Genomic DNA, 24419 nt, shown 5'->3' with positions numbered 1-24419 from the left:
CTACGGTCGTTCTCGTTGGACAGATTTAACATTCAACGAAAAACAACGAGAACCTCATGGGCCTCTTCGGCAACAAGTCCGCCCCCCCCCCCCCCCCCCCGCCGCCCCCCCCCCCCCCCCCCCCCCCCCCCCCCCCGCCCGCGCCGCCCCCCCCCCCCCCCCCGCCTCTCGGCCCGGTGAGGGTTTTGGGGTGGGGAGGGTTTTCCGGGTGGTTCCCGTCCGACGGCGCGAGGCTGGGCGCGACAGGTCGTTCGCGCCGCCGGACGGAGTTCAGGGGCCTGACGGCGAGGAACGCCGTGGAGGCGAGTGGCTGGGACCGCGGCGGTTCACGACGGGACCGGGCGACTCCTCCCCTCAGGTCGTAGGAGAAGCCCCGGGCCCTTCACCACCGCACTGGCTCGCAGGCCGCCGCGGTCCTCGCCCTGCCCGCGCCGGCACCGGGCGGCCACCCCTCATCCGGGCCGTTCCGGTGCCTGCGCGGGCCGCGCACACGGTCTTGACCTCCCCGTCAAGTCCCGTGGGCGAGCTGGTGGATCAGTCCTCGCGCAGGGCGCGGACCGCCTCCTCCACGCGCTTGCCGTACTCCGTGTCGGCGGCGTGGAAGTGCGCGAGGTTCTTCTGGATCACGTCCTCGCGGGAGACCTGCGACAGGCCGCCGGCGATGGTGGCGATCAGGCGCTTCTTCTCGTCCTCGGACATCAGGCGGTACAGCTCACCCGCCTGGAAGAAGTCGTCGTCCTTGGTGTGCAGCGGTGCCTCGTGGGTGCCGGTGTGGCCGGAGACCGCCAGCGGGGCGGCCAGCGGACGGCCGGTCTCGACCGGGCCGTCGTACGAGTTCGGCTCGTAGTTCTTGGCGGCACGGCCCTGGGAGTTGGACGCCATCAGACCGTCGCGGCCGTAGTTGGCGGCACCGCCGGGCACGGCCTTCGGGGCGTTCACCGCGAGCTGGGTGTGGTTGACGCCCAGGCGGTAGCGGTGCGCGTCCGCGTAGGCGAACAGGCGGCCCTGGAGCATCTTGTCGGGGGAGGGGCCGATGCCCGGAACGAAGTTGTTCGGGGAGAACGCGGCCTGCTCGACCTCGGCGAAGACGTTGTCCGGGTTGCGGTCCAGCACCAGCCGGCCGACGCGGCGCAGCGGGTAGTCGCTGTGCGGCCACACCTTGGTCACGTCGAACGGGTTGAAGCGGTAGTTCGCCGCCTCGGCCACCGGCATGAGCTGCACGTGCAGCGTCCAGGACGGGTGCACGCCCCGCTCGATCGCCTGCACCAGGTCCGTCTGGTGCGAGGTCGGGTCCTGGCCCGCGATCTGCGCGGCCTGGTCGGCGGTCAGGCAGCGGATGCCCTGGTCGGTCTTGAAGTGGTACTTGACGAAGAAGGACTCGCCCTTGGCGTTCGTCCACTGGTAGGTGTGCGAGCCGAAGCCGTCCATGTGGCGGTACGACGCCGGGATGCCGCGGTCGCCCATCAGCCAGGTCACCTGGTGCGTGGCCTCGGGGGAGTGCGCCCAGAAGTCCCAGACGTTGTCCGGCTCCTGACGGCCCGTGAACGGATCGCGCTTCTGCGAGTGGATGAAGTCGGGGAACTTGATCGGGTCCTTGATGAAGAACACCGGGGTGTTGTTGCCGACGAGGTCGTAGTTGCCCTCCTCGGTGTAGAACTTCACCGCGAAGCCGCGCGGGTCGCGGACCGCGTCCGCGCCGCCCAGCGAGTCGGCCACGGTGGAGAAGCGCAGGAAGACCTCGGTGCGCTTGCCGACCGTGTTCAGGAAGTCGGCGTGCGTGTAGCCGGTGACGTCGTCGGTCACCTCGAAGTGGCCGTAGGCGCCGGACCCGCGGGCGTGCACCACGCGCTCCGGGATGCGCTCGCGGTTGAAGCGGGCGAGCTTCTCCAGCAGGTGCTGGTCCTGGATCAGGAGCGGGCCGCCGATGCCGGCGGAGGCGGAGTTCTGGTTGTCGGCGACCGGGGCGCCGGACTCTGTCGTGAGCACGCGCTGCGACATCGGGGACCTTCCGTGCGAGGGGTCAGCGGAAAACTGTTTCCGCTTCGTGGAGCCTAAGATTGGGGTGCTGAGGACGTCAACAGTTTGTTGAAGCAGGTTCCGGGCGGCGCCGCCGCTCGGGCGCGACAGGACAGGTGTCAGCGGCGGCGCCACCCGGAGGTCTCGGTGCGGTGCGTCAGACCTGGGCGCCGGAGAGGCGCTCCACGGCCCGCAGCAGGGCCGAGTGGTCCAGGCCGCCGTCGCCCTGGGCGCGCAGGGACGCGACCAGCTGGGCGACCACGGCGCCGACCGGCAGGGCGGCACCGACGTTGCGGGCGGCGTCGGTGACGATGCCCATGTCCTTGTGGTGCAGGTCGATGCGGAAGCCCGGCTTGAAGTCGCGGGCCAGGAAGTTGTCCTTCTTCCGCGTCAGCACCGTCGAGCCGGCCAGGCCGCCGTTGAGGACGTCGAGGGCGGCCTTCAGGTCCACGCCCGACTTCTCCAGGAAGACCACGGCCTCGGCGCACGCCTGGATGTTCACGGCTACGATCAGCTGGTTGGCGGCCTTCACGGTCTGGCCCGAGCCGTGCGGACCGCACAGCACGATGGTCTTGCCGAGGGCCTCCAGGATCGGCTTGGCCTCGTCGAAGTCGGCCTGCTCACCGCCGACCATGATGGACAGGACGGCCTCGATCGCGCCGGCCTCGCCGCCGGAGACGGGGGCGTCCAGGACGCGGATGCCCTTGTCCTTGGCGGCCTTCGCGAGGTCCACGGAGGTCTGCGGGGTGATCGAGGACATGTCGATCAGCAGCGCGCCGGACTTCGCGTTCTCCAGGATGCCGTCGGGGCCGTAGGCGATGGCCTCGACCTGCGGCGACGCGGGCACCATGGTGACGACGACGTCGGCGTCGCGCACGGCCTCGGCGATCGAGCCGGCCGAGGTGCCGCCGGCGGCGGCCAGGCGGTCCAGCTTCTCCTGCTCCAGCGTGAAGCCCGTGACCTGGTAACCCGCCTTGATCAGGTTCTCGGACATGGGGGAGCCCATGATGCCGAGGCCGATCCAGGCGATCTTGGGAAGGGTGCTCATGATGGGTGCCTCTCGAAAAAAAGTCAGGGGGTGTCAGCGGGCGGCGCGGGCTTCGCGGGGCAGCCAGTCGAAGGCCTCCGCGCTCGGGCGGTCGCCGGGCTTGTACTCCAGGCCGACCCAGCCCTCGTAACCGGCCTTCGCCAGCCGGTCGAGCAGCTCCTCCAGGGGGAGCGAGCCCGTGCCCGGGGCGCCGCGGCCGGGGTTGTCGGCGATCTGCACGTGACCGGTCTTCGCGGCGTACGCGTCGATCACCTGCGGGAGGTCCTCGCCGTTCATGGACAGGTGGTAGAGGTCCATGAGGAACTTGGCGTTGCCGAGACCGGTGGCCTCGTTGACCTTGTCGACGACCTCGATCGCGGCCGGCGCCGACACCAGCGGGTACAGCGGCGACTCGGGCTTGTTGAGCGCCTCGATCAGCAGGACCGCGCCGATCCGGTCGGCCGCCCGGGCGGCGAGGACCAGGTTCTCCAGCGCGAGCCGGTCCTGCTCGGCCGGGTCCACGCCCTCGACGCGGTTGCCGTACAGGGCGTTGAGCGCCGTGCAGCCCAGCGACTTCGCGAAGTCGGCGGCCACGTCGATGTTGGCGCGGAAGCGGTCCGACTCCTCGCCGGGGACGGAGAGGGCGCCGCGGTCGGGGCCCGGCAGCTGTCCGGCGTAGAAGTTCAGCCCGGTGAGCTGGACGCCCGCGTCCTCGATGGCCTTCTTCAGGGCGTCGAGGGCGGACTGCTCGGGGGTGGGGGAGTCGATCCAGGGCCACCACAGCTCGACCGCGGTGAAGCCGGCCGCGGCGGCGGCCGCGGGGCGCTCCAGGAGCGGGAGTTCCGTGAAGAGGATCGACAGGTTGACGTTGAAGCGCTGGTCTGCGAATCCCATCGGGTGCCGCGCTCCCTTCCGTTGCGAGGGTGTTTCCGTATTACGGAAGTTCGTTTCTGCTTAACGGAAGATTGCCGAAGTCGGGCGGAGCTTGTCAAGAGGGGGCGGCGGAAATCGGGCATTGCGCGTTAGGTTGACCCGGTGCGATTGAGAGTGGAGTTCACGACCGAACCCTTCGACCTCGACGAGGCGCCGGCCCACGCGGTCGTCGCCCGGGAGGTCGTCGAGGCCGCGGAGCTGGACGAGGTCGACGTGGGTCCGTTCGGCAACACCGCCGAGGGTGGCGCCGACGCGGTGCTCACCGCCGTGGACGCGCTGCTGCGTCGTTCCCTGGAGGCCGGCGCCACCCGGATCTCGCTCCAGGTCAACGTGGTCGAGGAGGGCGAGCGGTGACCGGCCCCGGCGAGGAGCCCTTCATCGCGGCAGTGAAGCCCCTGGTCGACGCCATCGGCGGTGAGATGCTCCCGCCGGACGAGGCGGGCCAGGACGACGTCGTGCTCGCCTGGGAGGGCGCCGACGTCGTCGCCGTGCGCCTGCCCCAGCTCGCCGACTCCCTGGACCACATCCTCGCCGCCATGGAACGCAGGCAGGGACGGCCGCTGGCCGAACTGGACCGCAGGGCCAAGCAGGAGGTCGTGCGTACCCTGGAGGCGCGCGGCGCCTTCTCCGTGCGGCACGGCGTGGAGACCGTCGCGAGTGCCCTGGGCGTCAGCCGCTTCACCGTGTACAACTACCTCAATCGCGAGAAGGACTCCTGACCTGCGGGGGAGCCCCGCACGACAAGCCGCCGTCCCGTAACCGGGCGGCGGCTTTTGTTACCCCGAATTTTCAACAAAGTGTTGACGCGTTGTTTCCAAGGGCGTTAGCTATCGGCACGCCCGTTCAGCACAAGGCCACGGAGGCTCCCGTGACGTCCACTTCCGCGTCGGGCCTGGCCCGTTTCAACGCTCTCGAGGAGACCGCGGCGCTCGCGGAACTCCACGAGGCGTGTGCCTCCACGGCGTGGGCCCGGCAACTGATCACCGCCCGCCCCTTCACCACCCCCGAGGACCTCTATGCCGCGTCCGACGCCGCCATGGCCGAGCTGACCGCGGCGGACCTCGGGGAGGCGATGGCCGGGCACCCGCCGATCGGCCGCCCCAAGCCCGGCGACCCCACCTCCTCCCGCGAGCAGGCGGGGATGGCCGGGGCCTCCGCGGAACTCAAGGCGGAGATGCTCGAACTGAACCTGGCCTACCAGGAGAAGTTCGGCCACGTGTTCCTCATCTGCGCCACCGGCCGGACCGGCGAGCAGATGCGGGACGCGGTCAAGGAGCGGATCGGCAACTCGCCCGAGCAGGAACGGGAGATCGTCCGCACCGAACTGGGGAAGATCAACCGTATCCGGCTGGCCCGGCTGCTCGACGCCGCCTGACCCAAGCCGACCGACGTCGCTGCACACCGCAAGAGGACATCGCATGAGCACCGATACCACCGCTTCCGTGTCCACGCACATCCTGGACACCAGCGTCGGCCGCCCCGCCGAGGGCGTCGCCGTCCACCTCTCCGCCCGCGGCGGACCCGAGGCGGACTGGCAGACGCTCGGCGGCTCCGCGACCGATGCGGACGGGCGGTGCAAGGACCTGCCGGCACTGCCGGAGGGCACCACACACGTACGGCTCGACTTCGACACCGAGACGTACTTCGCCAAGAAACAAGCCGCGGCCCAGCAGGACGCCCCCGCGCTCCGGGACAGCGAGAACGGCCGGCCGGTGTTCTTCCCCGAGGTCACCATCACCTTCGCGGTGGTGCCCGGTGAGCACTACCACGTTCCGCTGCTGCTCAACCCGTTCGGCTACTCCGTTTACCGAGGGAGCTGACCGACACATGACCCGTTTCGTCCTGGGACAGAACCAGTACGGCAAGGCAGAGAACCGCGTTGTCAAGATCACGCGTGACGGCGACACGCACCACATCAAGGACCTGAACGTCTCCGTCGCCCTCTCCGGCGACATGGAGGAGGTCCACCGCAGCGGTTCGAACGCGAACGTCCTGCCCACCGACACCACCAAGAACACGGTCTACGCCTTCGCCAAGGAGCACGGGATCGAGAGCGCCGAGGACTTCGGCGTCAAGCTCGCCCGCCACTTCGTGGACAACACCGAGTCCATCTCCCGGGCCCGCATCCGCGTCGAGGAGTACGGCTGGGAGCGGATCGAGACCTCGCAGTCCGGGGCCCGCTTCGTCGGCTCGGACGAGATCGCCCACTCCTTCGTCCGCAAGGGCCAGGAGACCCGCGTCGCGCAGATCACCTACGACGGCCACGGCATCCAGGTGCTCTCCGGGTTCAAGGACCTCACCGTCCTGAACACGACGAACTCCGAGTTCTGGGGCTACCTGAAGGACAAGTACACCACCCTCAAGGAGGACTACGACCGGATCCTCGCCACCACCGTCTCCACCTGGTGGCGGCACAACTGGGACGGCATCGACTCGCACGCCCCGGACTGGGACCGCTCGTACAACGGGGTGCGCAAGCACGCGCTCCAGGCGTTCGCCGAGACCTACTCGTACTCGCTCCAGCAGACCCTCTTCGAGATGGGTGTGCGGGTGCTGAACTCGCGCGACGAGGTCGAGGAGATCCGCTTCTCCATGCCCAACAAGCACCACTTCCGCTCGGACCTGTCGCCCTTCGGGATCGACAACGAGGCCAAGGACGGCGCCGTGTACTACGCCGCCGACCGCCCCTACGGCCTGATCGAGGCCACCATCCTGCGCGACGGCGCCGAGCAACTCATCCCGGTCGACATGACCAACCTCTGACGCGGGAAGCGCGCCCCCGGCCGGGCATCCGGACCCGGGGGCGCGTCACACCGGAGGGAACAACATGGCACTGCCTGCGAAAGGGCCCGCCACAGGCCCGAGTTCCACCCCGCCGGAGCACATCGAGGACGCCGTCACGTCCGTGCACCCGGTGGACGAGAAGCTCCACCCCTCGCGGCTCGTCCCCGCCGCGCTCCAGCACATCGCCGCCATGTACGCGGGCGTTGTCACTCCTCCGCTCATCATCGGCCAGGCCTGCGGACTCGACCTCGAGTCCCGCACCCGGCTCATCGCCGCCTCGCTGCTCATCGCCGGCGTCGCGACCCTGCTGCAGACCCTCGGCGTCAAGGGCTTCGTCGGCAACCGGCTGCCCTTCGTCAACGCGGCCTCCTCGGCCGGCATCGCCCCGATCCTGGCCATCGCCGAGACCAACTCCAAGGGCGACCAACTCCCCGCGATCTACGGCGCGGTGATGGTCGCGGGCGTCTTCTGCCTGGCCGTCGGCCCCTTCTTCGGACGGCTGCTCAGGTACTTCCCGCCGCTGGTCACCGGCGTGGTCATCACCCTGATCGGCGTCACGCTGATGCCCGTCCCGGTGGGCTGGGCCCAGGGCGGTGACAAGACCGCCACCGACTTCGGCGCCATGAGCAACCTCGCGCTCGCCGCCTTCACCCTCGGCGTCATCCTCGTGATGCAGCGCTTCGGCCGGGGCTTCTTCAAGCAGGTCGCCCTGCTCTTCGGCCTGCTGATCGGCACGCTGGCCGCCGTCCCCTTCGGCTTGGCCGACTTCAGCGCCCTCAAGACCGCCCCGGTCGCCGCGCTGCCGACGCCCTTCGCCTTCGGCGCCCCCGAGTTCCAGCCCGCGGCCATCCTGTCGCTGTGCATCGTGATGCTGGTCCTGATGACCGAGTCCAGCGCCGGCATGCTCGCCCTGGGCGAGATCTGCGACCGCCGCGCCGACGCCAAGGTCATCACCCGCGGCCTGCGCACCGACGGCCTCGCCACCCTGATCGGCCCCGTCTTCGGCGGCTTCCCCACCTCCGCCTTCGCCCAGAACGTCGGCGTCGTCTCCCTGACCCGGGTCCGCAGCCGCTACGTCGTCGCCGTCGCCGGCGCCACCCTGCTGGTCCTCGGCGCCTTTCCGGTCCTCGGCGCGGTCGTCTCCCTGGTCCCCATGCCGGTCCTCGGCGGCGCCGGCATCGTCCTCTTCGGCTCGATCGCCGTCAGCGGCATCCGCACGCTGTCCGAGGCCGGACTGGACGACAGCTCCAACATCATCCTGGTCGCCGTGGCCCTCGGCGCGGGCATCATCCCGCTGGCCGCACCGACCTTCTACGCCGACTTCCCCGCCTGGGCGCAGACCGTGCTCGGCTCGGGCATCAGCGCCGGCGCGATCGTCGCGGTCGCCCTCAACCTGTTCTTCCACCACCTCGGCACCCGGAGCGGCAGTACGGTTCCGGCACTCAAATCCTCCTAGGGTCCTGCCGTGCCCCCCTCGTGGGTACCCATCCCGCCCACGGGCCGCACCGAAAGACAAGGAAGCAGCATGGCGACAGCATCGCCGGCCGAGCGTACGGTCATCGAGAACGGCGCGATCGCGACCGTGGACGCGGGCGACACCGAGTACGCCTCCGGTCACGTGGTGATCGCCGGCAACCGGATCGAGTCCGTCGGCGCGGGACGGGCACCCGAGGGCCTGGAGAACGTGGTCCGCCGGATCGACGCGACCGGCCACCTGGTCACGCCCGGCCTGGTCAACACCCACCACCACTTCTACCAGTGGATCACCCGGGGCCTGGCCACCGACCACAACCTGTTCAACTGGCTGGTCGCGCTGTACCCGACCTGGGCGCGCATCGACGAGCCGATGGCGTACGCGGCGGCCCAGGGCTCGCTCGCGATGATGGCCCGCGGCGGCGTCACCACCGCCATGGACCACCACTACGTCTTCCCGCGGGGCTCCGGCGACCTGTCCGGCGCGATCATCCGCGCCGCCCGCGAGACGGGCGTCCGCTTCACCCTCGCCCGCGGCTCCATGGACCGGGGCGAGTCGGACGGCGGGCTGCCGCCGGACTTCGCGGTGGAGAGCCTGGACGACGCGCTCGCCGCCACCGAGGCCACCGTCAAGGAGCACCACGACGCATCCTTCGACGCGATGACCCAGGTCGCCGTCGCCCCCTGCTCACCCTTCTCGGTCTCCACCGAACTGATGCGCCAGGGCGCCGAGCTGGCCCGGCGGCTCGGTGTGCGGCTGCACACCCACGGTTCGGAGACCGTGGAGGAGGAGAAGTTCTGCCACGAGCTGTTCGGCATGGGCCCGACCGACTACTTCGAGTCGACGGGCTGGCTCGGCGAGGACGTGTGGATGGCGCACTGCGTCCACATGAACGACTCCGACATCGCCGCCTTCGCCCGCACGGGAACCGGCGTCGCGCACTGCCCGTCCTCCAACGCGCGCCTCGCCGCCGGCATCGCCCGCGTCCCCGACATGCTCGCCGCCGGCGTCCCGGTCGGCCTCGGCGTCGACGGCACCGCCTCCAACGAGTCGGGCGAACTCCACACCGAACTGCGCAACGCCCTGCTCATCAACCGCCTCGGCGCCCACCGCGAGGCCGCGCTGAACGCCCGCAAGGCGCTGCGGCTGGGCACCTACGGGGGTGCCCAGGTCCTCGGCCGCGCCGCCGAGACCGGCTCCCTGGAGGCGGGCAAGCTCGCCGACCTGGTGCTGTGGCGGATGGACACCCTCGCCCACTCCTCGATCGCCGACCCGGTGACCGCCCTGGTCTTCGGCGCCGCCGCCCCGGTCAGGGCGTCGTTCGTGAACGGCCGCCGGATCGTCGAGGACGGCAGGCTGCTCACCGTCGACGAGGAGGCCATCGCCCGCTCCACGCGGGACGAGGCACAGCGGCTGGCGCGGATCGCCGCGCAGGGCTGAACACCGTACGACCGAACACCACATGATCTCCGGCTGGAGGGACGGCTCCCGCCGGTAGCCGTGGACCCGAGCGGGGTCCACGGTGGCCGACTCCGGGGCGTGCGCCCCTGCGCGCACGCCCCGGAGCGGTCTCCCGTTTCCCAGAACGGTCCGTCCCGGTCCCGCACGACCACCTGTTCCACCTCCTTGACACCCACGTCAGAGCCGACGTGCAACCGACCGGAGGAACGCCGCCGTGGCCGACCACCCTGTTGACGAGAAACTCCCACCGCTCAAGATGGCGACGACCGGCCTGCAGCACGTGGCCGCCATGTACGCCGGAGTCGTAGCCCCGCCCCTGATCGTCGGCGCGGCCATCGGCCTGAGCGCCACCGAGCTCACCTTCCTCACCGGCGCCTGCCTGTTCACCGCGGGCCTCGCCACCTTCCTCCAGACCCTCGGTATCTGGAAGATCGGAGCCCGCCTCCCCTTCGTCAACGGCGTCACCTTCGCCGGTGTCGCCCCCATGACCGCGATCGTCGCCTCCACCGAGGACAAGTCCGACGCCCTGCCGATCATCTTCGGCGCCGTCATCGTCGCCGGACTCCTCGGATTCTTCGCGGCCCCCATCTTCTGCAAGGCGATCCGCTTCTTCCCACCGGTCGTCACCGGCACCGTGATCACCCTCATCGGCATCTCCCTGCTCCCGGTCGCCTTCGGCTGGGCACAGGGCCCCAGTCCCACGGCCGACGACTACGGCTCGTCGACCAACCTGGGCCTGGCGGCCATCACGCTCGTCGTCGTGCTGCTCCTGCGTCGCTTCACCAGGGGCTTCGTGAAGCAGATCGCGGTGCTGCTCGGCCTGGTCGCGGGCACGCTCATCGCGATCCCGTTCGGCGTCACGGACTTCGGGCCGGTCGCCGACGCGAACGTCGTCGGCTTCCCGACGCCGTTCCACTTCGGGGCCCCGCAGTTCCAGGTCGCCGCGATCCTGTCCATGTGCGTGGTGATGGTGGTCTCGATGACCGAGTCCACCGCCGACATGCTCGCCCTGGGCGAGATCGTGGACCGCCCGGCCGACGAGAAGACCATCGCGGCCGGCCTGCGCGCCGACACCCTCGGTTCGGCTCTCAGCCCGGTCTTCAACGGCTTCATGTGCAGCGCGTTCGCCCAGAACATCGGCCTCGTCGCGATGACGAAGATCCGCAGTCGCTTCGTCGTGGCCGCGGGCGGCGGCTTCCTGGTCCTGATGGGCCTGTGTCCGATGGCCGCCTCGCTGATCGCCGTCGTCCCCCGCCCGGTGCTGGGCGGTGCCGGCGTCGTCCTGTTCGGCTCGGTCGCGGCGAGCGGCATCCAGACCCTGGTCCGGGCGAGCCTGGACAAGGACAACAACGTCCTGATCGTGGCGGTCTCCCTGGCCGTCGGCATCATCCCGATCGCGGCGCCGGAGTTCTACCACGCGTTCCCGGAGAACGCGAAGATCATCCTGGACTCGGGCATCTCGACGGGCTGTGTGGCCGCCGTCCTGCTCAACCTGGTCTTCAACCACATCGGCGGCAAGGGCCGGGACGCGGAGGACGTGACCCATCCGATGGAGGCGGGGGAGGAGATCAGCGAAACGTCCCGCACCGCCGTCGCACCGTGACGACGGGACCGGGGACACCCGGGGCATTACGCGGGCCGGCGCCCCCCGGAGGGGGCGCCGGCCCGTACGTTCTCCCGCCCGGCGGGCCGGGGGAGGGGGCTGGAGCGGCCGGCCGGGGGAGGGACCGGGGCGCTCAGGGCGCTCAGGCGGGGCGCCCGCTCTACAGTCCGAACAGCCCCGGCTCCGCCGCCAGTTCCTTGAACCGCTGCCGCGGATCCGCCACCAGCCTGCGCTCGCGCAGGTCCATGAGCCCGCCGACCGCCTCGATCTCGGCCGCCACGGTGCCGTCGGCCTTGCGGACGGTCTGCCGGATCCGGAACGTCTTCCCCTCGCCCCACTCGAAGGCGCACGTCACCTCGACCTCGTCACCGGCGAGCAGCTCGCGCCGGAAGCGGATCGTCGTCTCCAGGGCCACGGGTCCGACTCCCCGGGCCACCAGGTCGGCCTGCCGGATGCCGGCCGCCCGGAGCAGCGACCAACGGGCGTGCTCGGCGTAGTTGAGGTACACGGCCTGGTTCAGATGTCCCTGCGTATCGGTCTCGTACCCGCGGACGGTCACCGGAACGGAAAACGGCTCGCTCACCACAACTGCCTCTCCTCGTGGACGTACGGAACGACCGATCCTGACACGGGCGTCACACCTTCCGCGGAGAGGCCAGCAGATAGCGGGCCCGGGTGCGCGGCTCGGTGTGCTCCCCGACCTGCCAGCCCGCCTTCTCCAGCGTCGCCGCGCAGGCCCGCAGCGCCGTCCCGTCGGCCCCGTGCACGGCGACTGCCTCCGGCTGCGGCGTGGCGCGCACCCGGTACCCGTCGTCGCCGGCCGGACCCGCGGGGCGGTGTCCGGCGGCCTCCAGCGCGAGCGCGGCGGCCCGCACGAGATGAGTCCGCTCCCACTCGCACGGCAGGTCCACGGCCCCGTCGGGACGGGTCATCCGCCGCAACTCCAGCAGGCCCTCCCAGGCCCCGCGCACCTCGCGCAGCCGCGCCGGCCCGGCGTCGCCCGGCCCGTCCTCCTCACCGCCCACCCGCGCGGCGAACACGCCGTCGGCGGTGGCGGGCGCGGCGGGCTCCGGAGCCGGGGCCGGGGCCGTCTCCGGCGCGGCGGGAGCCTCCCGTATCCGGTGCCCGGCCGGTGTCAGGAAGCAGTCGTGCGGGGGCCGCGGATGCCGGAAGGCGAGCCCGCGCTTCACCAGCGCCGCGAGCTGCGCCTGTGTCCCCCGCAACCGCCCGGTGACGGGATCGGCGGCGTCGATGACCCGCCGCTGCGCGGCGGTCGGCGGTCGTGTCACGGCGTCCCCCTTCCTCACCGGTCCCGCACGGGTCGGCACCTTCGAAGACTACGACGGGGGTCTGACATTCCAGGCGGCGATCACCGGCCGCCCGTGCTCCGTGCCCAGCCGGCACAGCGTCCCCGTCCCCAGCTGGAACAACGCCCCGTGCGACGGCGGCAGCCCCAGGTGCCGTGCGGTGAGCACCCGCAGGAAGTGCCCGTGGGCCACCAGCACCACGCACCCCTCGGTGTCGGCGAACGCGGCCTCCACCCTGGCCAGCACCCGGTCGGCCCGCGCACCCACCTGCTCGGGCGACTCCCCGGGGTGCTCCGGCGGTCCGGGCGCGACGCCGTCCGTGAACAGGAACCAGTCCGGCCGGGTCCGCTGGATCTCGACCGTGGTGATCCCCTCGTACCCGCCGTAGTCCCACTCGTGCAGGTCCGGATCGACGCGCACCCCGTGCAGCCCGATCAGCTCGGCGGTCTCCCGGGCACGCTGGAACGGGCTGACGAACGCGGCCCCGATCCGGTGCGACCGGATCAACGGCACGAGACCGCGCGCCTGCGCCCGCCCGTTCTCGGTCAGCGGGACGTCCGTCAGCCCGGTGTGCCGCCCGGACCGCGACCACTCGGTCTCACCGTGCCGGACCAGAAAAAGATCACCCATACCCCCAGGTTACGGGCCGCTCCCTGCACCGGCCGCAGGGTGGCCGCCGCAGACGCCGGGACTACGCCCGGCTGCCGGAGCGGAAGGAGGCGAACACGCCCCGGACGCGGGTGCCGTCCGGAGCCTGCCAGGAGCCGGTGATGTGGCCGACGGCCCCCGGCGGAGCGAGGGACGGGCCGTCCGGGGCGGGCCGCAGGACCCGGTGCAGACGGAGGACCGCGCCGCCGGGTGCGGTCAGCCCGGTGCCGTCCTCGTCGTCGGCCACGGGGAAGTCCGAGAAGTCCGTGAACTCCGGGAAGGGGGAGCCCTCACCGTCGCGGGCGACGACGACGTCCCGGTCGGGGGCGTCGCTGATGCTCTGGGCCTGGGCCTGCGCCCGCCCTTCCGCGAGGGCCAGCAACTGGGCGGCCAGGACGGGGTCGTGGCAGCCGTCGTAGACCCAGCGCTTCCCCAGCACGCCGTGCTCCGTGGTGCCGACGAGCGCGTGCCCGGCCCCGTCGAGCGGAGCACCGCGATAGGTGAGCGGCACGAAGTAGGCGGCCGGGGAGGCTCCCGAGGCGTCGGTGACCACCATGAACTCGATCCCCACCTCGCCCTGCGGATCGTCCAGCCGGAACCCGCCGGCCCTGGTCAGCTCCGGTGCGTCCGGGCCGCCGCGGTACCACGGGCGGGAGGGCAGCCAGGAGGCGAGCAGTTCGACTTTGGTCGGCTTGAGCGTTGTGTGATGGATGACGGCCACGCCGCGCGGTCCCTTCGGTCGGGTCGATGCGAGTCCTCACACCATCACACCCGCAGGCCGCGACGGGAGCGGTTTCCCGCCGCGCCGCTCCCGCTACTGCCGGTACCCGCTCAGGAACCGTCCGATCCGGCCGATCGCCGCCTCCAGGTCGTCCGCGTACGGCAGGGTCAGGATGCGGAAGTGGTCGGGGGAGGGCCAGTTGAAGCCCGTGCCCTGGACCACCTGGATCTTCTCGCGCAGCAGCAGGTCCAGGACGAACTTCTCGTCGTCGTGGATCCGGTGCACCTTCGGGTCGATGCGCGGGAAGGCGTACAGCGCGCCCTTGGGCTTCACGCACGAGACGCCGGGGATCTCGTTCAGCTTCTCCCAGGCCACGTCGCGCTGTTCGCGCAGCCGTCCGCCCGGGGCGGTCAGCTCGCGGATGGACTGGCGGCCGCCGAGCGCGGCCTGGATGGCGTACTGGGCGGGCGCGTTGGCGCACAGGCGCATGGAGGCCAGCATGGTCAGGCCCTCCAGGTAGTCGCGCGCGTGCTGCCGCGGTCCCGTGACCACCAGCCAGCCGGAGCGGAAGCCCGCCACCCGGTACGTCTTGGACAGGCCGCAGAAGGTGAGGACCACCAGGTCGGGGGCGAGGGCGGCGGCCGAGTGGTGGACGGCGTCGTCGTACAGGATCTGGTCGTAGATCTCGTCGGCGAAGACCATCAGGCCGTGGCGGCGGGCGAGGTCGAGGATGCCCTCGACGATCTCCTTCGGGTAGACGGCGCCGGTCGGGTTGTTCGGGTTGATGATGACGACCGCCTTGGTGCGGTCGGTGATCTTCGACTCCATGTCGGCCAGGTCCGGGTACCACTCGGCCTGCTCGTCGCACAGGTAGTGGACCGCCCTGCCGCCGGCGAGGGTCGTCACCGCCGTCCACAGGGGGAAGTCGGGGGCGGGGATCAGGACCTCGTCGCCGTCCTCCAGCAGGGCCTGGACGGCCATGGAGACCAGCTCGGAGACGCCGTTGCCGAGGAAGACGTCGTCCACGCCGACCTCCAGGCCGAGGGCCTGGTAGCGCTGGGCGACGGCCCGGCGGGCGGAGAGGATGCCGCGCGAGTCCGTGTAGCCGTGCGCCTGCGGCAGCATCCGGATCATGTCCTGGAGGATCTCCTCCGGCGCCTCGAAGCCGAACGAGGCCGGGTTGCCGGTGTTCAGGCGCAGCACGCTGTGCCCCGCCTTCTCCAGCGCGTCGGCGTGCTCGATCACCGGGCCGCGGATCTCGTAGCAGACCTCGCTGAGCTTGTTCGACTGCCGGAACTCCATGCGCCGATTCCCCTCCGGTATCTGGTGTTGCTTGGTTTTACCAAGTGGGAGCTTGGAAAGTCCAACAACTTGTCTACACTGCGTCGCATGTCACCTCGCCGAAGCTACGACCAGTACTGTTCCGCCGCCCGCGCGCTCGACGCCGTCGGCGACCGCTGGACCCTGCTGATCGTCCGGGAGCTCCTCGCCGGTCCGCGGCGCTACACCGACCTGCACGCCGACCTGCCCGGCGTCAGCACGGACGTACTCGCCTCGCGGCTGAAGGACATGGAGCGCGACGGGCTGACGACCCGGCGCCGGCTGCCGCCGCCCGGAGCGGCGTACGTCTACGAACTCATGCCGCGCGGACGTGCGTTGCTGCCGGTTCTGGAGGCGCTCGGCGCCTGGGGCGCCGGTGAGCTGGGGGAGCGGCGGCCCACGGACGCGGTGCGGGCGCACTGGTTCGCGCTGCCCGTGCTGCGGGCCCTGCGGGCGGCGGGCGCGGCGGAGGGGATCGTCGAAGTCCGCCTGGAGGAAGGCGACTTCCACCTGTACGCCGGTGCCGACGAGGGCCCGGTGTACGGCGACGGACCCGCGCAGGGGGAGCCCGACGCCCGGCTGACGCTGGACGCCGGGACGTGCGCGGCCCTCAGCCGCGGGGAGCTGGATCTGCGGGACGCCGTGCGCGACGGGCGCGTCGAGGTGACCGGCGAGGGCACGGCGGCCAAGACGCTCAGGGAGACGTGAAACGGCAGGAGGCCCGCCGTGGGCGGGCCTCCTGACCGGACCTCAGGCGCCCGGCGGCACCCGCGACGGACGTCCGGAACCGCGCGTCAGCGCGTACCCGCCGATGCCCGCCAGCGCCGCCAGCACGGCGCCGATCCCGGTCCACACCCACCGGTCGGACCACCAGCCCGACGACCAGCCGTCCTCGGGCTCGATCGCGGACAGCACCGCGCCGCGCTCCGAGTCGTCGTCCTGCCCGGACGTCATCGCGGTGCCCGGCACCAGCGGCTCGGCCAGCGAGCCGTCCACGGCGGCCGCTCCGCCCATGTCCTTGGAGTCGACCCGCACCTCGGCGCCGACCGGCACGCCGAGGTCGGACGTCGGCAGGTTCACCACCGTCAGCCGGACGTAGTACGTGCCCGGCAGCGGGTCGTTGGCCCACGGCTCGGACCAGGCGCGGACCGTGCGCAGCACGCACGCCAGCTCCACGGAGGGCGTGCCCTCGGCCGCCGTGCGCGTCTGCGCGCCCCACTGGCAGGCCTGGCGGCGGCGCAGACCGTCGTACACGTCGATCCGCCAGGTCTCGGCGGCGTGCGTCTCGGGCAGCTTGACCGTGGCCTTCACGGTCGGCCGCTGTTCCGCGTCCGCCGGGAACGACCAGTACAGGTAGTCGCCCGCGGAGCCGTTCGCCGTGGCCCGCTGACCCTGCTCGATCTCCGTCGCCGTACGGAACGACGTGCCCGCCGAGCTCGGCGCACCGCCGTCGTCCGACGGGCTCGCGGAGGGCGAGGAGTCGGCCGCCGCGGGCGCGGCGGCGAGACCGAGCAGCAGCAGCGCGGTACTCAGCACTCGGGTGATACGCATCAGTGGGTCCTCCAGACCGCGAACCGCCAGCGCGACAGCCAGCCCCACAGCAGACCGGCGAGGAAACCGACGAGCACCAGCACGCCCAGCAGCCACCAGCCGCGTCCGAGGCCGAAGGCGGCCACGTCGTCGGCCTGGCTCGGGCCGTCCACGACGTCGACCGTCAGCTCCAGCGGCAGACCGGGTGTGGTCTTCACGCCGGGCGCGACGGAGAAGGAGTTGGTGACCTGGAGGCACACGGTCTCCGCGGCCGGCTTGTCCGTGTCCGCGTCGTCGATCTCCGGCTTCGGGTAGCGCAGACCGGTCGAGACCACGTCCGTACGTCCGTTGTCCGCCGCCTCGCCGCGCACGATCTCCCGGCCGTGCACCGTGACCGCGCGCAGCAGCACGCCGTAGGACGGATTCACGGCCCGGTCCGCGGACACGCTCACGGAGGCGCGCAGCTCCTCGCCGGGCAGCACGTCCACCCGGTACCAGCGCTGCTTCCCGAACTCCTCGCGGTCGGTGTACAGCCCCGACTTCAGCGCCGGCGCCTTCGCGCACGCGTCCGCGCCCTCGACGGCGACCGGCGTCACCACCGGGTCGGCCGCGCGGTCCACCAACTGGTTGACCTTGTCGGTGAGCTCGTCGGTGTGCTCCACCGAGGTGTAGGTGCCGCCGGTCGCCTCGGCGATGCAGCTGAGCTGCTGCCGCATCTTGGCGTTGGGGACCAGGCCGAGCGTGTCGATGGTCAGCCCGATGCCCTTGGCGGCGATCTCGCGGGCCACCTCGCACGGGTCGAGCGGGGCGCAGGTGTCCTCGCCGTCGCTGATCAGCACGATCCGCTTGGACCCGTTGCCGCCGTCGAGGTCGTCGGCCGCCTTGAGCAGCGCGGGCCCGATCGGCGTCCAGCCGGTGGGCGACAGGGTGGCCACCGCCGTCTTGGCCTCCGTGCGGTCCAGCGGGCCGACCGGGTAGAGCTGCGCGGTGTCCTTGCAGCCCGTCCTGCGGTCGTCGCCCGGGTAGTCGGCGCCCAGCGTCCGGATGCCCAGCTGCACCTCCTCGGGCGTCGCGTCGAGCACCTCGTTGAACGCCTGCTTCGCCGCGGCCATCCGCGTGCCGCCGTCGATGTCCCGGGTGCGCATCGAACCGCTGACGTCGAGCACGAGGTCGACCTTCGGCGCGTCCCCGGCCGTGGGTTCACCGGCGGCCGCACCGGCCGGCAGGGCGATCCCGGCCGTCAGTGCGGCGAGCAGGGCGCACGCGCCCGCCGCCAGCCGTTTTCTTATGATCATCGGCGGATCCTATGGAGCGGGACTGCCGTGCTCCAAAACGAGACCGCGCGGACGCCGCAACGTCACGTCGGCCGGAGGGGATTGGGCAGCTCCGCCCACAAGTCCCCGCCCTCGCCCGGTGACATGCGCATCAGCGTCAGCGCCTTCACCGGCAGCGGCTCCTCACGCAGCGCCACCAGGTCCGGCGTGCACGGCAGTTCACGGAGGGCCGGCTCCAGGGCCGCGCCCAGCGCCGCCCCCGATCCGGCCAGCCCGGCGAGGGCACCGGCGACCAGCGAGCCGAACAGCTTGCGGCGCAGGGCCGTCGGGTCGTCGGTGAGCATGCGCGCGGGCAGGTCCGGGAGCGGGATGCCGTGCCGCGCGAGGCGGGCCGGGCTGACGCGGATGTCGGCCAGGTCGCGGTAGACCAGGCGCAGCGGCTCGCCCGACGCCGACAGCACCACGAGCAGGTTCTGGCCGTGCGCCTCCAGCGCCACGCCCAGTTCGAGCAGACCCAGCCCGACGGTGAGGCACAGGCGGGCGAGACCGGCCAGCCACGCGGGGGACCGGGGCAGCCCGGTGGTCGCCAGCGCCGCCACCGGGACGACGTGCTCGCCGGGCGCCGCGTACGCCCGGGGCGACTCGCGCAGCACGGCGGCCAGGTCGGGGGAGTGGGCGGTGGCCGCGCCGAGGGTCCGGGTGACGTGCAGCCCGTCCGTGCGGGCCGCCAGGGCCTGACCGAACGCCGACAGGGTGTCCGACGCGGCGACCGAGGCGACGGAGATGTCCCGCACCGAGGACGTCAGCCGCGCGCTCAGCGCCGTCTTCACGTGCGGGCCGCCGGGCACGGCGAGCGTGCGCAGGGACATCAGCGGATGCGCGGGAAGCGTCGCGTCGCACGGCCGCTTCAGCACATGGGCCGCCTGCCACGGATGCACCGGGAGCAGCAACCGCCCCCCGTCGCGGAATCCCGGCGGCCACGCCCCCGTCACCAGGCACCCGGCCGCCGGGACGGGCAGCAGCCCCAGCTCCACGACCGGCCCGTGCTCCGGGCCGTAGGCGAGCTGATCGGCCACCGAGAAACCGGGACGGGAACGGCAGTTGGGGTGGAACGGATGACCGTCGACCACCCGCTGTTCCCAGCCCCAGTCGTTCTCCGGCCACTCGTCCGGGTGATTCTCCCGCCCCGCCCGCGACAGGGCCATGGACGCGACACTGTGCCCCAGTTCGGCGGCGAAGGCCGCGGAGTGCGGTACGGCGAGGTCCGCCACCAGTCGCGCGGGATCGTCGTACGGCGTCCCGTCCAGTCGTACGGCGGTGACGTACGTGTCGGTGCGGTACGGGTCCGCGGCCGGGCCGTGCAGCCGCCGGCCGTCCCCGAGGCGCAGGACGAGTCCGTCCCGTACGGACTCCCGGCCGGTGATCCACGGCAGCGGCTCGTACGCGAGCGCCCGCCACAGCCGGGTCAGCACGGCCGCGCGGGCGCCGGGCAGCCCGGCCGTGTACCGGGAGAGGAGACCGGGCCGGACGGCGGCCAGTTCGTCGGCGACCTCGGCCTCGGCGGTGGCGGGACGGTGCACGGGCGGACTCCTCGGGTACGGGTCGGGCACGGGGCGTGGACCCGCGGGACGTCACGACGACGGGACCACGGCAGACATACTGATCGTCCCCGCCCTCTGACAGACCGTAGGGAACGAGTGGAACGCGTGGAACTCCTGCCCCCGTCCTCCGGCGCCGGCGCCGATTCACCGGACGACGTCGCGGAACGCGCCGACGCCCACGCGGCGGTGCCGCTGCTGAACTGCCTGCTGCGGGAGGTGGCCGAACCGTGTCCGGCCCCCGGAGACCGCCCGGTGTACCGGCTGCCCGGCGGGCGGCTGCTCCGGGTCCGCGGCGGCCGGCGCCCCGCCGAGCCGGAGGTGCGCGCGGCGGACGGCTGGCACCGCGTCGGCCACGCCGAACTGGTGAAACTCGTCGCCGAGGAGCTGCGCCGCCACACCGGCCTGCCCAATCACGAACTGCCCACCGAGATGACCGACAGCCGGGACGCGGTCGCCGCCCTGCTCACGGCACGCGCGGCGGCGACCCCGCCCGGTGACCCGTACCTCCGCTCGGAGCAGTCCCTTCTCACCGGCCACACCCACCACCCCGCCCCCAAGGCGCGCGGCGGGGGACCGCACGCCGACTGGCTTCCCTACGCGCCGGAGGCGCACGCCCGTTTCCCGCTGGCGCTGCTCGCCGTGCGGGCCGACACGGTCGTCGAGGAGGGCGACACCGCCGCCCTGGACGCCCTCGGCGAGGCCCCGCCCGGCTACCGGCTGCTGCCCGCCCACCCCTGGCAGCTCGACCTGACGGCGCCGGCCCTCGCCCCGGCCTTCGCCGACGGCCGCCTGGTCCGGCTGGGCCCGACCGGGTTCCCGGTGTGGCCGACGGCGGCGGTCCGCACGGTGTACGCGCCCGCGTACCTTCCGGGACACGACCTGTTCCTGAAGTTCAGCCTCGACGTGCGCATCACCAACGACATCCGCCGCCTGTGGCGCCACGACCTGCTGAAACTGCGCCGCACCGACACGGCCGTCACGGAGGCCTTCGAGTCGATCGGCCCCCCGGCGGTCTGGCTCGCCGACCGCGGCTACCGCACCGCCGACTTCGCCTTCGAGGAACTCGCCGTCGTCGTCCGCGACGGACTGCGCGCCGGTCTGCTGCCCGGCGCGACCCCGCTGCTCGCCGCGGCCCTGGTGGAGGGCTTCCCCGGCAGCCCCCTGGCGGCCACGCCGGACCCGGCGGCCTGGTGGGAGGCGTACCTCGACGCGGTCGTCCCGCCCGCCCTGACGGCCTTCGCCGAGGACGGCGTCGTCCTGGAGGCGCACCTCCAGAACACACTGGTCGCGGTGGACGCGGACGGCACCCCGGTGCAGGCCCTCTTCCGGGACGCCGAGGGCGTCAAGCTCCTCCCGGACACGCCTCGCGCGGCCGGCTGGGAACGGCTGGTGTACTGCCTGGTCGTCAACCACCTGCTGGAGATCGCCGGCGCCCTCGCCGAGCACCACCCGGGCTTCGACCCGCGGCCCGCCCTCCGCGCCGCCCTGGCCCGCCACGACCTGCCCGAGATCCCGGCCCTGCTCGCCGCGCCCGCCCTGCCCGCCAAGACCAACCTCCTGCTGCGCTGGACCGGCGCGGACGGCGCCGCCGCGCGGTACCGGCCGCTGCCGAACCCGCTGTACGAGGTGGGGCCGGGCGCGTTCGCAGGGACGGACGGCTCGGGGGCCGGCCGCGGCGGTGGCGCCGGCCCCGCGTAGGCACGCTGCCTCCGGTTCACCGCCGCCCCGCCGGAGCAGGCGGCCCCGTGTGCCGGGCCCCGCCTGCTCCCCCCGCCGGGTGGGGAGCCACGGGAGGCGCGCGGTCCGGATGCGGATCCCGACGGGGCCGACCGTGGGCCTCGGGCTGGGCGGCGTGTCCGGCGCGCTCGTGCCGACGCCGACACCCGTCACGGTCGAGACGCTCACCGGGCACCTGCCGCAGAGCGTGCCCGCGCAGATCTTCTTCGGCCCGGCCGCGTTCTGCGGGTACCTCGTACCGCGGCGCAGGGGAACGGAACGGTGCGTCGCCGACGTCCGGCCACCCGCGGCGCCGGTCACCGCGGAGAGGGCCTTGTCCTCGACGGGGGGTCAGGCCGGGCAGCCGGAGTCCGCGAGGACGTAGTAGCCGGGCGCGGTCTGCTTCAGGGTGTGCGTGATGAACGTGTTCCACAGCCCCATGGGCTCGTCGGAGCCGTTGGCATAGGTGTGACCGCCGCTCTGGTGGGCGCGCCCGGCGGCCGTGTGGTCGTAGTTGTTCGCCGTGTGGCACGAAGGTGTGTATCCGGTGGTGGTCGCGGTCACCGGTGAGGACGCCGCACTCGTCGCGCCCGCGGCGTCGACCGCCGCCACGGTGTAGCGGTAGGCCGTACCGGTGGCCAGGCCGGTGTCGGTGTAGCCGGCCGACGTGGTGGTGCCCACCTTCGTCCCGCCCCGGTGGACGGCGTACGCCTTCGCGCCGGCCACCGCGTCCCAGCCCAGGGCGACCGTGGTGTCCGAGACCGCGGTGACCGTGAGCCCGGTCGGCGCGGGCAGGGTGCCCGTGTCCGGGGTGTCGCCGTCGAGGCCCCAGAAGCGGGCGGTGTGGTAGCTGGAGCAGATGGTGTCGAGGTAGTAGGTGCCGGTGGCGCCGCACTGCTCGGGGCCGCTGCCCGGGTCGACGGCGAGTCCGTGCGCCATGCCCGAGAGGGAGTAGACCTCGACGGCGGGGCGCCCGGAAGGGTCGTCGTAGACACTCAGGGTGGTGCCCCCGCCGAGGCTCTCGGTGCAGGAGGGCGTCTGGCCGATGCCCCACACGTCGGTCCACTGGTCGCGCAGTTCGCCGGCGTTGGCGGGGCGGACGGTGGTGTCGGCGGTGCCCTGCCAGATCGCGACACGGGGCCAGGAGGCCGTGCCGGCGGGAGCGGCGGAGCGCACCAGGTCACCCCATTGAGCAGGCGTTCTGTCCGGTGGGCTGTACATGCAGGTGTACGCGGCGGACACGCTGTTCGCGCAGTACGCGGGCAGGCCGGAGTCGACGGCGCCGCCCGCGAACACGTCGGGGTAGGCGGCGAGCATGTCCGCGGTCATGCCGCCGCCCGCGGACAGACCGGTGATGTACACGCGCCGGCTGTCACTGCCGTACAGCGAGACGGCCTTGTCGACCATCTGCTTGATCGACAACGCCTCGCCCCGGCCGCGTGCGCTGTCGCCCGGCTCGAACCAGTTGAAGCACGAGTTGGCGTTGTTGCCGCTGCTCGTCTGGGGAAGGACCAGCGCGAAGCCGTAGCGGTCGGCGAACTTCGGCCACCCGGAGTGCGTGTAGTAGTCGTTCGCGCTCTGCGTGCAGCCGTGCAGGGCGACCACCAAGGGGGCGCCGGCCGGCAGCGCGTCGGGTGCGTAGGTGTACATGGACAGGTTGCCGGGGTTGGTGCCGAAGCCGGTGACCTGGGTCGGACCCGCGGCGGCGGACGCGTGCGGGCTCATGGCGAGCAGCCCGGCCGTGAGGGCCAGGGCGGCCCCGGCCGCGACGGCGACCCGGCGGCGGATGCCTCCGACGAAGCGGCGGCCCTTCGTGGAGCGGGACGGAGGATGCGACTGACCCATGACGACTGCCTCCCGAGAGGTGACCCCGTCGCGCGCCGCTGCCGGTTGCGGACGGGACGCGGTGTGGCGTGCATCATGCGGGCGCGCTCGCCGGCGGTGACATGGGCGGGGCCGCCAGGCTTGCCGGTGCCCCTGTGTGACGGGCGTCCATGGCCCGGTGCACGTCCTGCCGTGTATGGCGTGCCTCGTCGGTCGTCACCCTCGGTCACTATGCTCGCTGCATGATGAGACAGGTCACCGCCACCCACTACGTCGAGCCCCTGCACCACGGCGGCTCCGTCCCCGGCGTCGTCGAGGCCGATGACCTGGGCACCTATGTCGTGAAGTTCACCGGCTCCGCGCAGGGGCGCAAGGCGCTGGTCGCCGAGGTGATCGTCGGCCGGCTGGCGCGGGAGCTGGGGCTGCGCGTGCCCGAGCTGGTCGTGGTCCACTTCGATCCGTCGATCGCCGCCGGGGAGCCGCACCAGGAGGTGCGGGACCTGCTGAACGCCAGCGCCGGTCTCAACCTCGGCATGGACTACCTGCCGGGCGCCGCCGATTTCACGCCCGAGGTCGCGAAGACGTTCCCGGTGGACCCGGTGGAGGCCGGGCGCATCGTCTGGCTGGACGCCCTCACGGTGAACGTCGACCGCACGGTGCACAGCTCCAACCTCATGGTGTGGCCCACCTTCGGCGCCGTGCCGCCGCGCCTGTGGCTCATCGACCACGGCGCGGCCCTGGTCTTCCACCACCGCTGGGACACCTCCGCACCGGAGAAGGCGTACGACTTCCGCCACCACGCCCTCGGCCACAGCACGCCGGACGTCCGGGCCGCCGACGCCGAGCTCGCGCCGAAGGTGACCGACGAGCTGCTGCGCGCCGTCGTCGCCGAGGTGCCGGACGCCTGGCTGGCGGGGGAGCCCGGGTTCGCGGGCCCGGACGAGCTGCGGGCGGCGTACGCGGACTATCTCTCCGCGCGGGTGAAGGCGTCCGCGCAGTGGCTGCCGACCGACTTCCCCAGCCGGGAGGAGCTGGCAGCCGAGGAGGAGCGGCGGGCGGCGCGCACCCGGCAGGGCCGCCCCGCCTGGCTCAAGCAGGTCCCCGACCTGCACGGCAAGCCGCCCGCGGAACAGGACTGGTCCGTGCACCTGGAGTGACGCCGGCACATGCCCGTGCCCCC

The 24419-nt window shown here is 72.5% G+C and carries 24 protein-coding genes; 12 read left to right on the top strand and 12 right to left on the bottom strand.

The window, feature by feature from the left end:
* Nucleotides 1-534: 534 nt before the first annotated feature.
* The 3 genes from ACIRG6_RS16340 to ACIRG6_RS16330 all read right to left on the bottom strand — a co-directional run bounded on the left by ACIRG6_RS16340 (nucleotide 535) and on the right by ACIRG6_RS16330 (nucleotide 3937).
* Nucleotides 535-1998 carry a catalase gene (locus ACIRG6_RS16340; RefSeq protein ID WP_318215006.1) on the bottom strand — a complete coding sequence of 488 codons (1464 nt, stop codon included), beginning with the start codon at nucleotides 1996-1998 and terminating at the stop codon, nucleotides 535-537.
* Nucleotides 1999-2173: 175 nt separating this feature from the next.
* On the bottom strand, nucleotides 2174-3064 hold the full coding sequence (locus ACIRG6_RS16335; RefSeq protein WP_364820963.1) for a 2-hydroxy-3-oxopropionate reductase: 891 nt from the start codon (nucleotides 3062-3064) through the stop codon (nucleotides 2174-2176).
* A 33-nt stretch (nucleotides 3065-3097) separates the two neighbouring features.
* Nucleotides 3098-3937 carry a TIM barrel protein gene (locus ACIRG6_RS16330; protein WP_239764251.1) on the bottom strand — a complete coding sequence of 280 codons (840 nt, stop codon included), beginning with the start codon at nucleotides 3935-3937 and terminating at the stop codon, nucleotides 3098-3100.
* A gap of 141 nt (nucleotides 3938-4078) precedes the next feature.
* Between ACIRG6_RS16330 and ACIRG6_RS16325 the strand changes: the two genes are divergently transcribed.
* The 8 genes from ACIRG6_RS16325 (at nucleotide 4079) to ACIRG6_RS16290 (ending at nucleotide 11298) form a co-directional block, all read left to right on the top strand.
* Entirely contained in the window at nucleotides 4079-4330 is a 252-nt protein-coding gene (locus ACIRG6_RS16325; protein ID WP_107481878.1) for a hypothetical protein, read from the top strand.
* Nucleotides 4327-4695, top strand: coding sequence for a helix-turn-helix domain-containing protein (locus ACIRG6_RS16320; protein ID WP_225637070.1), 369 nt, complete (start codon nucleotides 4327-4329; stop codon nucleotides 4693-4695). Before ACIRG6_RS16325 ends, ACIRG6_RS16320 begins: the two co-directional genes overlap by 4 nt.
* Before the next feature lie 149 nt (nucleotides 4696-4844).
* Nucleotides 4845-5351 carry a 2-oxo-4-hydroxy-4-carboxy-5-ureidoimidazoline decarboxylase gene (gene uraD / locus ACIRG6_RS16315; RefSeq protein WP_239764252.1) on the top strand — a complete coding sequence of 169 codons (507 nt, stop codon included), beginning with the start codon at nucleotides 4845-4847 and terminating at the stop codon, nucleotides 5349-5351.
* Nucleotides 5352-5394: 43 nt separating this feature from the next.
* Entirely contained in the window at nucleotides 5395-5796 is a 402-nt protein-coding gene (gene uraH / locus ACIRG6_RS16310; RefSeq protein ID WP_189232065.1) for a hydroxyisourate hydrolase, read from the top strand.
* A 7-nt stretch (nucleotides 5797-5803) separates the two neighbouring features.
* A complete protein-coding gene (gene pucL, locus ACIRG6_RS16305) occupies nucleotides 5804-6739 on the top strand; it encodes a factor-independent urate hydroxylase (RefSeq protein WP_189232064.1) in 936 nt (311 codons plus the stop codon).
* 64 nt (nucleotides 6740-6803) lie between these two features.
* Nucleotides 6804-8216, top strand: a complete 1413-nt coding sequence (locus tag ACIRG6_RS16300; protein ID WP_403323099.1) for a nucleobase:cation symporter-2 family protein — start codon at nucleotides 6804-6806, stop codon at nucleotides 8214-8216.
* 69 nt (nucleotides 8217-8285) lie between these two features.
* Entirely contained in the window at nucleotides 8286-9674 is a 1389-nt protein-coding gene (locus ACIRG6_RS16295; protein WP_403323097.1) for an 8-oxoguanine deaminase, read from the top strand.
* A 235-nt stretch (nucleotides 9675-9909) separates the two neighbouring features.
* Nucleotides 9910-11298 carry a nucleobase:cation symporter-2 family protein gene (locus ACIRG6_RS16290; protein ID WP_189232061.1) on the top strand — a complete coding sequence of 463 codons (1389 nt, stop codon included), beginning with the start codon at nucleotides 9910-9912 and terminating at the stop codon, nucleotides 11296-11298.
* Nucleotides 11299-11458: 160 nt separating this feature from the next.
* On the opposite strand, the gene ACIRG6_RS16285 is transcribed toward ACIRG6_RS16290, so the two are convergent.
* The 5 genes from ACIRG6_RS16285 to ACIRG6_RS16265 form a co-directional block, all read right to left on the bottom strand.
* Nucleotides 11459-11881, bottom strand: a complete 423-nt coding sequence (locus ACIRG6_RS16285; protein WP_364678968.1) for an acyl-CoA thioesterase — start codon at nucleotides 11879-11881, stop codon at nucleotides 11459-11461.
* A 52-nt stretch (nucleotides 11882-11933) separates the two neighbouring features.
* Nucleotides 11934-12587 carry a hypothetical protein gene (locus ACIRG6_RS16280; RefSeq protein WP_403323094.1) on the bottom strand — a complete coding sequence of 218 codons (654 nt, stop codon included), beginning with the start codon at nucleotides 12585-12587 and terminating at the stop codon, nucleotides 11934-11936.
* Nucleotides 12588-12635: 48 nt separating this feature from the next.
* On the bottom strand, nucleotides 12636-13235 hold the full coding sequence (locus ACIRG6_RS16275) for a histidine phosphatase family protein (protein WP_364820947.1): 600 nt from the start codon (nucleotides 13233-13235) through the stop codon (nucleotides 12636-12638).
* Nucleotides 13236-13296: 61 nt separating this feature from the next.
* Entirely contained in the window at nucleotides 13297-13974 is a 678-nt protein-coding gene (locus ACIRG6_RS16270; protein ID WP_403323092.1) for a maltokinase N-terminal cap-like domain-containing protein, read from the bottom strand.
* Nucleotides 13975-14067: 93 nt separating this feature from the next.
* On the bottom strand, nucleotides 14068-15276 hold the full coding sequence (locus ACIRG6_RS16265; protein ID WP_364678979.1) for a pyridoxal phosphate-dependent aminotransferase: 1209 nt from the start codon (nucleotides 15274-15276) through the stop codon (nucleotides 14068-14070).
* 87 nt (nucleotides 15277-15363) lie between these two features.
* On the opposite strand from ACIRG6_RS16265, the gene ACIRG6_RS16260 reads away from it, so the two are divergent.
* Nucleotides 15364-16002 carry a winged helix-turn-helix transcriptional regulator gene (locus ACIRG6_RS16260; RefSeq protein WP_364820944.1) on the top strand — a complete coding sequence of 213 codons (639 nt, stop codon included), beginning with the start codon at nucleotides 15364-15366 and terminating at the stop codon, nucleotides 16000-16002.
* A 42-nt stretch (nucleotides 16003-16044) separates the two neighbouring features.
* On the opposite strand, the gene ACIRG6_RS16255 is transcribed toward ACIRG6_RS16260, so the two are convergent.
* The 3 genes from ACIRG6_RS16255 to ACIRG6_RS16245 form a co-directional block, all read right to left on the bottom strand.
* A complete protein-coding gene (locus tag ACIRG6_RS16255; protein ID WP_364678985.1) occupies nucleotides 16045-16845 on the bottom strand; it encodes a hypothetical protein in 801 nt (266 codons plus the stop codon).
* Entirely contained in the window at nucleotides 16845-18119 is a 1275-nt protein-coding gene (locus ACIRG6_RS16250) for a VWA domain-containing protein (protein WP_364678988.1), read from the bottom strand. Before ACIRG6_RS16250 ends, ACIRG6_RS16255 begins: the two co-directional genes overlap by 1 nt.
* Nucleotides 18120-18181: 62 nt before the next feature.
* Nucleotides 18182-19678, bottom strand: coding sequence for an IucA/IucC family protein (locus tag ACIRG6_RS16245; RefSeq protein WP_403323086.1), 1497 nt, complete (start codon nucleotides 19676-19678; stop codon nucleotides 18182-18184).
* Between the two features lie 117 nt (nucleotides 19679-19795).
* Between ACIRG6_RS16245 and ACIRG6_RS16240 the strand changes: the two genes are divergently transcribed.
* Both ACIRG6_RS16240 and ACIRG6_RS16235 read left to right on the top strand, forming a co-directional pair.
* Nucleotides 19796-21397 carry an IucA/IucC family protein gene (locus ACIRG6_RS16240; RefSeq protein WP_403323083.1) on the top strand — a complete coding sequence of 534 codons (1602 nt, stop codon included), beginning with the start codon at nucleotides 19796-19798 and terminating at the stop codon, nucleotides 21395-21397.
* A 109-nt stretch (nucleotides 21398-21506) separates the two neighbouring features.
* A complete protein-coding gene (locus tag ACIRG6_RS16235; RefSeq protein ID WP_364678995.1) occupies nucleotides 21507-21800 on the top strand; it encodes a hypothetical protein in 294 nt (97 codons plus the stop codon).
* On the opposite strand, the gene ACIRG6_RS16230 is transcribed toward ACIRG6_RS16235, so the two are convergent.
* Nucleotides 21767-23140, bottom strand: coding sequence for an extracellular catalytic domain type 1 short-chain-length polyhydroxyalkanoate depolymerase (locus tag ACIRG6_RS16230; protein WP_403323160.1), 1374 nt, complete (start codon nucleotides 23138-23140; stop codon nucleotides 21767-21769). The two genes, ACIRG6_RS16235 and ACIRG6_RS16230, sit on opposite strands and share 34 nt — an antisense overlap.
* 341 nt (nucleotides 23141-23481) lie before the next feature.
* Between ACIRG6_RS16230 and ACIRG6_RS16225 the strand changes: the two genes are divergently transcribed.
* Nucleotides 23482-24396, top strand: a complete 915-nt coding sequence (locus tag ACIRG6_RS16225) for a HipA family kinase (protein ID WP_239764265.1) — start codon at nucleotides 23482-23484, stop codon at nucleotides 24394-24396.
* Nucleotides 24397-24419 lie beyond the last annotated feature (23 nt).

Origin of the sequence: Streptomyces flaveolus, from assembly GCF_044765825.1 — a bacterium.
Taxonomy (GTDB): domain Bacteria; phylum Actinomycetota; class Actinomycetes; order Streptomycetales; family Streptomycetaceae; genus Streptomyces; species Streptomyces flaveolus.
The sequence above is the reverse complement of the archived record's forward strand: the minus strand, read 5'-3'. Positions and strand labels throughout refer to the sequence as shown.

Coding starts and splice junctions, on each gene's coding strand:
- ACIRG6_RS16330 (WP_239764251.1), bottom strand. CDS start 3,937: ATGGGATTCGCAGACCAGCGCTTCAACGTCAACCTGTCGATCCTCTTC.
- ACIRG6_RS16265 (WP_364678979.1), bottom strand. CDS start 15,276: ATGGAGTTCCGGCAGTCGAACAAGCTCAGCGAGGTCTGCTACGAGATC.
- ACIRG6_RS16250 (WP_364678988.1), bottom strand. CDS start 18,119: ATGATCATAAGAAAACGGCTGGCGGCGGGCGCGTGCGCCCTGCTCGCC.
- ACIRG6_RS16340 (WP_318215006.1), bottom strand. CDS start 1,998: ATGTCGCAGCGCGTGCTCACGACAGAGTCCGGCGCCCCGGTCGCCGAC.
- ACIRG6_RS16300 (WP_403323099.1), top strand. CDS start 6,804: ATGGCACTGCCTGCGAAAGGGCCCGCCACAGGCCCGAGTTCCACCCCG.
- uraH (WP_189232065.1), top strand. CDS start 5,395: ATGAGCACCGATACCACCGCTTCCGTGTCCACGCACATCCTGGACACC.
- pucL (WP_189232064.1), top strand. CDS start 5,804: ATGACCCGTTTCGTCCTGGGACAGAACCAGTACGGCAAGGCAGAGAAC.
- ACIRG6_RS16255 (WP_364678985.1), bottom strand. CDS start 16,845: ATGCGTATCACCCGAGTGCTGAGTACCGCGCTGCTGCTGCTCGGTCTC.
- ACIRG6_RS16295 (WP_403323097.1), top strand. CDS start 8,286: ATGGCGACAGCATCGCCGGCCGAGCGTACGGTCATCGAGAACGGCGCG.
- ACIRG6_RS16260 (WP_364820944.1), top strand. CDS start 15,364: ATGTCACCTCGCCGAAGCTACGACCAGTACTGTTCCGCCGCCCGCGCG.
- ACIRG6_RS16335 (WP_364820963.1), bottom strand. CDS start 3,064: ATGAGCACCCTTCCCAAGATCGCCTGGATCGGCCTCGGCATCATGGGC.
- ACIRG6_RS16230 (WP_403323160.1), bottom strand. CDS start 23,140: ATGAGCCCGCACGCGTCCGCCGCCGCGGGTCCGACCCAGGTCACCGGC.
- ACIRG6_RS16235 (WP_364678995.1), top strand. CDS start 21,507: ATGCGGATCCCGACGGGGCCGACCGTGGGCCTCGGGCTGGGCGGCGTG.
- ACIRG6_RS16225 (WP_239764265.1), top strand. CDS start 23,482: ATGATGAGACAGGTCACCGCCACCCACTACGTCGAGCCCCTGCACCAC.
- ACIRG6_RS16275 (WP_364820947.1), bottom strand. CDS start 13,235: ATGGGTGATCTTTTTCTGGTCCGGCACGGTGAGACCGAGTGGTCGCGG.